Genomic DNA, 6636 nt, shown 5'->3' on the forward strand with positions numbered 1-6636 from the left:
ACGGACGGCCGACGGCGGCGAGTCGTCGATCTACTCGTCCGCCGGCTCCCGCGCCGGATCGAGCAGTTCCACAGGGTGAGTCGCCGGCCGGTCGAGCAGATCCGTCAATTGCTCCTCGCAGGAGGTGCCACTGGCGACGACACGCCGGTCGGCGTCGGTGTCGTCAGCCGCCTCGATCTCCTCGGCCAGCGACTCGTCGACGGCGACGCTGAGTTCGTAGTAGTCCGCCTTGTAGCCGAAACTGCCCGCCACGCCACAGCACTCCGCGTCGGTCGTCGCCACGTCGTACCCCAGCCTCCCCAGCACGGCCTCGGTATGAGCGTCGAGGCCCAACGTGCGCTGCTGGCAGTGGGCGTGGTAGGTCACCCGCTCGCCACCTCCCCGGGTGAGCGGGGCCGGATCGACGCCGTTCTCCAGCAGCCCGTAGACGTACTCGAGTACCTCGAAGCTCCCGTCGGCGAGCGTTTCGGCCCGCTCCGCGGGGAGCAGTTTGTCGTACTCCGCGCGCATCATCGCGAGGTCGGAGGGTTCGACGACGACCACGTCTCGGCCGGCCTCGATATGCGGTTCCAGCGCGTCGGCGACCGACGCGGCCCGCTCGCGGGCGGTGGCGAGCATCCCCTGTGAGAACGGCGCACGGCCGCTGCCCGCTTCGCCGGCGACCCAGACCGGGACGCCAAGCGCCTCCAGCACGCGGACGGCGGCTTTCCCCCGGTCCACGTCGACGTGGTTGGTAAACACGTCCGGGAACAGGACCACCTCGCGGTCCGCCCGGGGCGTCGCGACGTCCGGATCACGGTGCTGGTCCCACTGTCTGAGCGTCTGCCGTCGGAATTCGGGGAGATTCCGTCGGGCGTCGATGCCGAGGCCGCGTTCCAGCAGCGACCGGACCGGGGCGCTGTCGGCCAGCCAGTTCGAGACCGGCGCGGTTGCGCTCCCCAGACGCGCGAGCGTCTCGACGTTGCCGAACGCGCGTTTCCCCCAGTCCATCCCCGCCGGCTCGGAGTCCGGGACGAGGCCGTCGACGAGGCTGTCGATCGCGTCCGGCTCCGCGCCGCGGTTGATGCGGTCCCGGACGACGGTGTTGATCCACGGCACGTCGATCTTCACCGGACAAGCGTTCACGCAGCGCGAGCAGCCGGTACAGAGATCGTTGAACGATTCGGCGGTCTCCTCGCCGCCGACGCCCGCCTCCCACCCCGTCGCGATGCCGCCGGTGTAGGTGTCGCCGCCGAACGCGTGGCCACCGACGTGCTGGAAGTTCGCACAGGAGTTGCTGCAGGCGCCACAGCGGACGCAGTAGAGCGTCTCCCGCAGGTTCTCGTCCTCGCGCATCTCGAAGCGACCGTTGTCGATCAGAACGAGGTGGAACTCGCGGTCCTCGGCGCCGCCGCCGATCGGCTCGTTCGAGTCGAAGTCGACGGTCGGCGAGTCCGTCGGCGGCGTCAGTAGCGAGACGTACTGGGCGATCTCCTGCCCCGTCGCACTCCGGGCCAGCAGTTCGATCATCGGGCCGAGTTCGTCGACGGAGGGGAGCAGTTTCTCCACGCCCGCGACGGCGACGTGCGTGTCGGGCGTGACCGCACACTTGCGCGCGTTGCCCTCGTTCGTGACCAGCGTGATGGTGCCGCTCTCGGCCAGCACGAAGTTCGCACCGGTCATCCCCACGTCGGCCTCGCGGATGCGCTCGCCGAGGTGGTCGCGGGCGAACGCGGTGAGTTCCTCGGGCGTTTCCAGCGGTTCGTCGGGGTCGAATCGGGCCTCGAACAGGGCCGCGATCTCGTCGGTCGACTTGTGGAACCCCGGCGCGATCAGATGTGACGGCGCCTCGTCGGCGACCTGCAGGACGAACTCGCCGAGGTCGGTCTCGGTTACGTCTACCCCCGCCGCCTCGAGATGCTCGTTGACGTCGAGTTCCTCGGTCGTCATCGACTTCGACTTCACGAGGCTGTCGGCGTCATCGCAGACCGCAGCGATATGCTCGTTCGCGTCGGCGGCGTCGTCAGCGAGGTACACCGTGCCGCCGTTTGCCTCGACCGACTCCCGGACCGTCTCGATCAGTTCCGGCAGGCGCTCGATGGCGTCCTCCTTGATCTCTCGGGCCTCAGTTCGCAGGCGCTCGCCGTCGACGTCGGCCATCGCGGCGTAGCGCCCCTCGTTGAACCCCTGGGCGTTCCGCTTGACCGTCGGCCCCTCGGTTTCGAGCAGTCGCCGGATGCGCTCGGCCCGGCTCTCGTTGTCGGCGCTCATCGGTCCGAGAGCACGATGACGTGCACCTCCCGCGGCCCGTGGACCCCCTCGACGGTGGCGCCCATGTCCGCAGTCGCACTGACGCCGGTCGCGAGGACCGCGCTGTCCCGGCCGCTCTCGAACCGTTCTCTGAGGGTATCGGTAGCGTCGTCAACGCCCGCGACGAGGTCGCTCTCCCGCAGCACCGCGACGTGGCGCTCCGGATAGAGTGCGACCAGTTCGTCGCCCGCCGGTCGGGACTCGACGACGACCGACCCGTACTCGGCGATGCCGCCGAAGACAGGGGTGACGCCAGTCGTCGCCGTCCGGAGTTGGTCGGGCGTCGGCGGCACGGTCACCTCGGCACCGTCGAGCGAGACGCCGTCGAACTGGAGCGGTGTTCCGACCGCCGGCCCCTCGATCGCCCCCGCCAGCGCGTCGGGGAACCCGGCCGCCGTCGTCCGCGTCGATCCCACGCCGAGGCCGTCGAGGGTGTCGGCGAACGTCGCCGCGAGCGTACTCATGTTCGGCCGGTAGGCTGTTCGAGCGATAAATCCTCGGCAACTCATGTGGTATGGTACCAACACTGAACGTCCAAGCGTTTATCCATACCGAGCCACAAAGTTTAGATGTAATGGGCTTCGGGAGCTACGATGAATCCGAGCAGGAGAATCAGCAGCTCGACATGAACGACGGCGACGACGCAGTCGACGCCGACGGCGGATCCCACGAGGGTTCCGTCGAGTTCGACAACGGAGCCTCCAACGACGAACTCCTGGACCGGCTTCAGGACATCAAGGACGATTAAGCCGGGCCGACGCGCACTCGGCGTCGCGTTCTCCGACGGCGAGACCGCCTCGACCTGCGCGGGCGCCGTGGTCCGGGCCGACCGCGTCGTCGACCGCCTCGGCTTCGAGCGCTGCACCGTCGGCGGCGACGACGCGACCGCGGCGACGGCCGCGCTGATCGACCGCATCGACAGACCCGACGTATCGGTCCTTCTGCTCGCAGGGGTCGCCCCCGCGTGGTTCAACGTTCTCGACCTCTCCCGTATCCACGCCGAGACGGGGCTGCCCACGCTCTCGGTCTCCTTCGAAGCCAGCCCCGGGCTCGCCCCCGCGATCCGGGCGCAGTTCGACGGCGAGGCCCGGGCGTGGCGGCTCGACGCCTACGAGTCGCTGCCGCCGCGGCGCTCGCTGTCGGTCAACGACGAACGGGTGTTCGTTCGCGGGGTCGGCGTCGACACGCCGGCCGCGACGACGAACTCGGACGACGACGAAGTGCCGCCGCTCGAACCGAACTGCGAGGCCGCCCAGTTCGTCCGTGGGTTTACGCCGGACGGTGGCCGGCCCGAGCCGCTCCGCGTGGCACGGACCGCGGCGCGGGCCGGACGGGAACTGGGCGAACGGCTCGACTCCTGACCCGGGAGCGACGCCGATAAGCCCCGCCGGTACCAACCGAAAACGATGAGCGAGGAGCCGCCCGAGCCGTCGGTCGCGCCGCTGCTCGATGCGCTGTCGGTCCGGCGGAACGCCGCAGTCGGCGCCGCCGCCGGGGTCGCGCTGGCCGTGCTGGCGTACGTGTTCCGCCTCACCCGCGTCGCGGGACCGTTCGCGGGCACGCGCGAGTTCCCCGTCCTCGGGGAGACGGGCTGGTTCCTGCTGCTTTCCTTCGTCCTCGCGTCCGCGGCGGCGCTGCTGGTGACGACGGTTCTGACCCTGTTCTCGTTGATCCGGCTCGTTCGCAGGGAAGCGTAGCTACGCGTCGAACTCCCGCGGGTCGCCGGCCATCGCCGAGAGGCGCTCGGTGCCCGCCCGCGTCCCTTTCGCGACGAGCACGTCGCCCGCCGAGAGCCGGGTGTCGGCGTCGGGCGAGACCACCCACTCGGTCTCCTCCCCGGGTCGCCGAACCGCGATCACGCGGCCCCCCGTCTCGGTGCCGAGTTCGAGGTCGCCCAGCGTGTGGCCCGCGATCTCGGCATCCTCCGCGACCGTGAGGCGGACGATCACCTCGTCGCTCTCCTCGACGGCGGCGGCGACGACGGGGTGGGCGTCCAGCCCCCGGAGCACCCCCTCGCTGATCTCCAGGGCGGCGTCGCTGATCACCTCCGTCGCGGCCGCGAGGTGGACCAGCCCCCGGAGTTCGATGGGGTCGTCGACGCGGCCGGCCGCACGGAGCGTCCACGCCTCCAGCCGGGACTTGAGCGCGTCGACCTCGGCCTCGAGCTCGACGACTTCCTCGGCGTCGGCCTCGCTGTCGAACAGCACCGAGCCGTACGCCAGATCGACCGCGAGCTCGCTGGTGTCCTTCATCGTGACGATCGAGTCGACCGCGCGTTCGAGGTCCTCGATCGGTGACGCCGTGTGCTCGGGCGGGTCGTACGCCTCGCCGGTCGCCGCCTCGTACACGGCGGCAAGTCCCTCGTCGAGCCCGCGAAGCAGGAGCACGTCGCCGGCGCGGATCTCGGTCTCCTTGTCGGGGTTGGTGATCCACGCCCGCTTGCCCGTCTCGCTAGCCCGCCGGACGGCGATCACTCGGACGCCGCGCTCGGTCTCCATGTTGATCTCGCCCAGCGTCCGTCCGACGTACTCGGAGTCGGCCGCGACGGTCGTCCGGACGAGCGCCTCGGTCGCCTCGGGGATCGCCGCCCGCATCGCCTCGGGGAGGCCGATGTCCTCGAGCACGATCTTCGCGATGTCGCCGGCGGCGTCGGCGATCTTCTCGGCGGCGCCGACGACGCCCAGCACGGGCGCCAGCTGTTCGGCGTCCTCGGGGCTGCGGGCGGCCATCAGGACGCTCATCCGGGCCTGCAACTGGAGCACGTCCATCCGTTCTTCGAGGGCGAGCACCTCCTCGGCCAGCTCGTCGCTGCCCGACAGCACCGCGGAGTAGGAGAGGTCGATGAGGAGCTCGGCGGTGTCTTTCATCTCGGACAGCACCGCTTTCACGCTGACCGGCTCGTACTCGACGTCGGGCATACCCGGCGGTTCAGCGGGACGGGGGATAAGGGTTGTCGGCCCGCAACGGGCGCAAGGGACCGATTCCACGATAGGGCGGCCGGAACGGCAACGCTTTTTCGTCGACCGGCCGAACCCGTAGCCTATGTCAGGCGAGGTTCAGAAAGGTCTGGAAGGCGTCGTCGTCGCGGAGTCCCAGCTCAGCTTCATCGACGGGGACGAGGGACGACTGATCTACCGTGGCCACGACATCGAGACGCTGGCGGCCGAGGCCAGCTACGAGGAGGTGCTCTACCTGCTCTGGCACGGCTCGCTGCCGACGGCCGACCAGCTCTCGGAGTTCACGGCGACGATGGCCGAGGAGCGCGCCGTCGACGACGAGGTGCTCTCCGTGCTCGCCGATCTGGCTGCCGTCGACGAGTCGCCGATGGCCGCACTCCGGACCGCGGTGTCGATGCTCTCCGCGAGCGACCCCGAACCCGACGCCGATCCCGAGGATGGGGCCGCCCGGCTCCGGCAGGGCCGGCGGATCACCGCCAAGATCCCGACGATCCTCGCGGCCTACCAGCGCCTGCGCGACGGCGAGGAGCCGCTCTCCCCGCGTGAGGGGCTGAGCCACGCCGCGAACTTCCTCTACATGCTGACCGGCGAGGAGCCGGACGAGGTGGCCGAGGAGACGCTGGACATGGCGTTGATCCTCCACGCCGACCACGGGCTGAACGCCTCGACGTTCACGTCGATGGTGATCGCGTCCACGCTCGCCGATACGTACTCCGCGATCGCCGGCGGCGTCGGCGCGCTGTCGGGGCCGCTCCACGGCGGCGCGAATCAGGACGTGATGGAGACGCTGATCGAGGTCGATAGCTCCGAGAAGGGTTCGGTCGAGTGGGTGAAAGACGCGCTCGAACAGGGCCGGAAGATCCCTGGCTTCGGCCACCGCGTGTACAACGTGAAGGACCCGCGGGCGGTAATTCTGGAGGAGAAGTCCCGCGACCTCGGCGACGCCTCCGGCGAGCGCAAGTGGTACGACCACGCGAACGAGATCGAAGAGTACCTCGTCGAGGAGCAGAACTTCGCCGAGAAGGGGCTGGCGCCCAACGTCGACTTCTACTCCGGGACGGTGTACTACCAGCTCGGGATCCCGGTCGACATGTTCACCCCGATCTTCGCGATGAGCCGCGTCGGCGGCTGGGTGGCCCACGTGCTCGAACAGCTCGAGGACAACCGCATCATGCGGCCGCGGGCGAAGTACACGGGTGCGAAGGAGGCCGACTGGGTGCCGCTCGGGGAGCGGTAGTCGATTCGTTCGGTTCTCCGTTTTTCGAGGGAGATACGGGCGTCTGAGCGGTGATCTTCCACGTCGGGACAGCAGCCGCGAACAGCATCTCGATCGTTGGCACCTTGCGACCGCACCGCCCCGCACAGCCCACAGGCCTCCCCAGCCGACTCG

Annotated in this window: 7 protein-coding genes; 4 read left to right on the plus strand and 3 right to left on the minus strand. The window is 69.7% G+C overall.

Annotated elements, in window-relative coordinates; genetic code table 11:
- Window positions 1-30: 30 nt before the first annotated feature.
- Both ACFR9S_RS11630 and ACFR9S_RS11635 read right to left on the minus strand, forming a co-directional pair.
- Complete coding sequence (locus tag ACFR9S_RS11630) at window positions 31-2250, minus strand: LUD domain-containing protein (RefSeq protein ID WP_379818725.1); 2220 nt, start codon at window positions 2248-2250, stop codon at window positions 31-33.
- On the minus strand, window positions 2247-2753 hold the full coding sequence (locus ACFR9S_RS11635; RefSeq protein WP_379731305.1) for an LUD domain-containing protein: 507 nt from the start codon (window positions 2751-2753) through the stop codon (window positions 2247-2249). Before ACFR9S_RS11635 ends, ACFR9S_RS11630 begins: the two co-directional genes overlap by 4 nt.
- Before the next feature lie 110 nt (window positions 2754-2863).
- Here ACFR9S_RS11635 and ACFR9S_RS11640 point away from each other — a divergent pair, with 110 nt between their 5' ends.
- From ACFR9S_RS11640 to ACFR9S_RS11650, 3 genes are read left to right on the plus strand one after another with little or no spacing between them, the layout of a single operon-like run.
- Window positions 2864-3037, plus strand: a complete 174-nt coding sequence (locus ACFR9S_RS11640; RefSeq protein ID WP_053948942.1) for a DUF5786 family protein — start codon at window positions 2864-2866, stop codon at window positions 3035-3037.
- Complete coding sequence (locus ACFR9S_RS11645) at window positions 3033-3650, plus strand: endonuclease dU (RefSeq protein ID WP_379818742.1); 618 nt, start codon at window positions 3033-3035, stop codon at window positions 3648-3650. The genes ACFR9S_RS11640 and ACFR9S_RS11645 overlap by 5 nt, the downstream gene beginning before the upstream one ends.
- 45 nt (window positions 3651-3695) lie before the next feature.
- Window positions 3696-3986 carry a DUF7536 family protein gene (locus ACFR9S_RS11650; protein ID WP_379818727.1) on the plus strand — a complete coding sequence of 97 codons (291 nt, stop codon included), beginning with the start codon at window positions 3696-3698 and terminating at the stop codon, window positions 3984-3986.
- Here the strand turns inward: ACFR9S_RS11650 and ACFR9S_RS11655 are convergent, their stop codons facing one another.
- On the minus strand, window positions 3987-5207 hold the full coding sequence (locus ACFR9S_RS11655) for a potassium channel family protein (protein ID WP_379818728.1): 1221 nt from the start codon (window positions 5205-5207) through the stop codon (window positions 3987-3989).
- A gap of 124 nt (window positions 5208-5331) precedes the next feature.
- On the opposite strand from ACFR9S_RS11655, the gene citZ reads away from it, so the two are divergent.
- Entirely contained in the window at window positions 5332-6483 is a 1152-nt protein-coding gene (gene citZ, locus ACFR9S_RS11660) for a citrate synthase (protein WP_379732329.1), read from the plus strand.
- Window positions 6484-6636 lie beyond the last annotated feature (153 nt).

This window comes from Halolamina salina (assembly GCF_042678005.1).
GTDB lineage: Archaea > Halobacteriota > Halobacteria > Halobacteriales > Haloferacaceae > Halolamina > Halolamina salina.

Excerpts from the sequence above, each read along its gene's own strand:
- citZ (WP_379732329.1), top strand. The coding sequence starts at position 5,332 with ATGTCAGGCGAGGTTCAGAAAGGTCTGGAAGGCGTCGTCGTCGCGGAG.
- ACFR9S_RS11650 (WP_379818727.1), top strand. The coding sequence starts at position 3,696 with ATGAGCGAGGAGCCGCCCGAGCCGTCGGTCGCGCCGCTGCTCGATGCG.
- ACFR9S_RS11655 (WP_379818728.1), bottom strand. The coding sequence starts at position 5,207 with ATGCCCGACGTCGAGTACGAGCCGGTCAGCGTGAAAGCGGTGCTGTCC.
- ACFR9S_RS11630 (WP_379818725.1), bottom strand. The coding sequence starts at position 2,250 with ATGAGCGCCGACAACGAGAGCCGGGCCGAGCGCATCCGGCGACTGCTC.
- ACFR9S_RS11635 (WP_379731305.1), bottom strand. The coding sequence starts at position 2,753 with ATGAGTACGCTCGCGGCGACGTTCGCCGACACCCTCGACGGCCTCGGC.
- ACFR9S_RS11640 (WP_053948942.1), top strand. The coding sequence starts at position 2,864 with ATGGGCTTCGGGAGCTACGATGAATCCGAGCAGGAGAATCAGCAGCTC.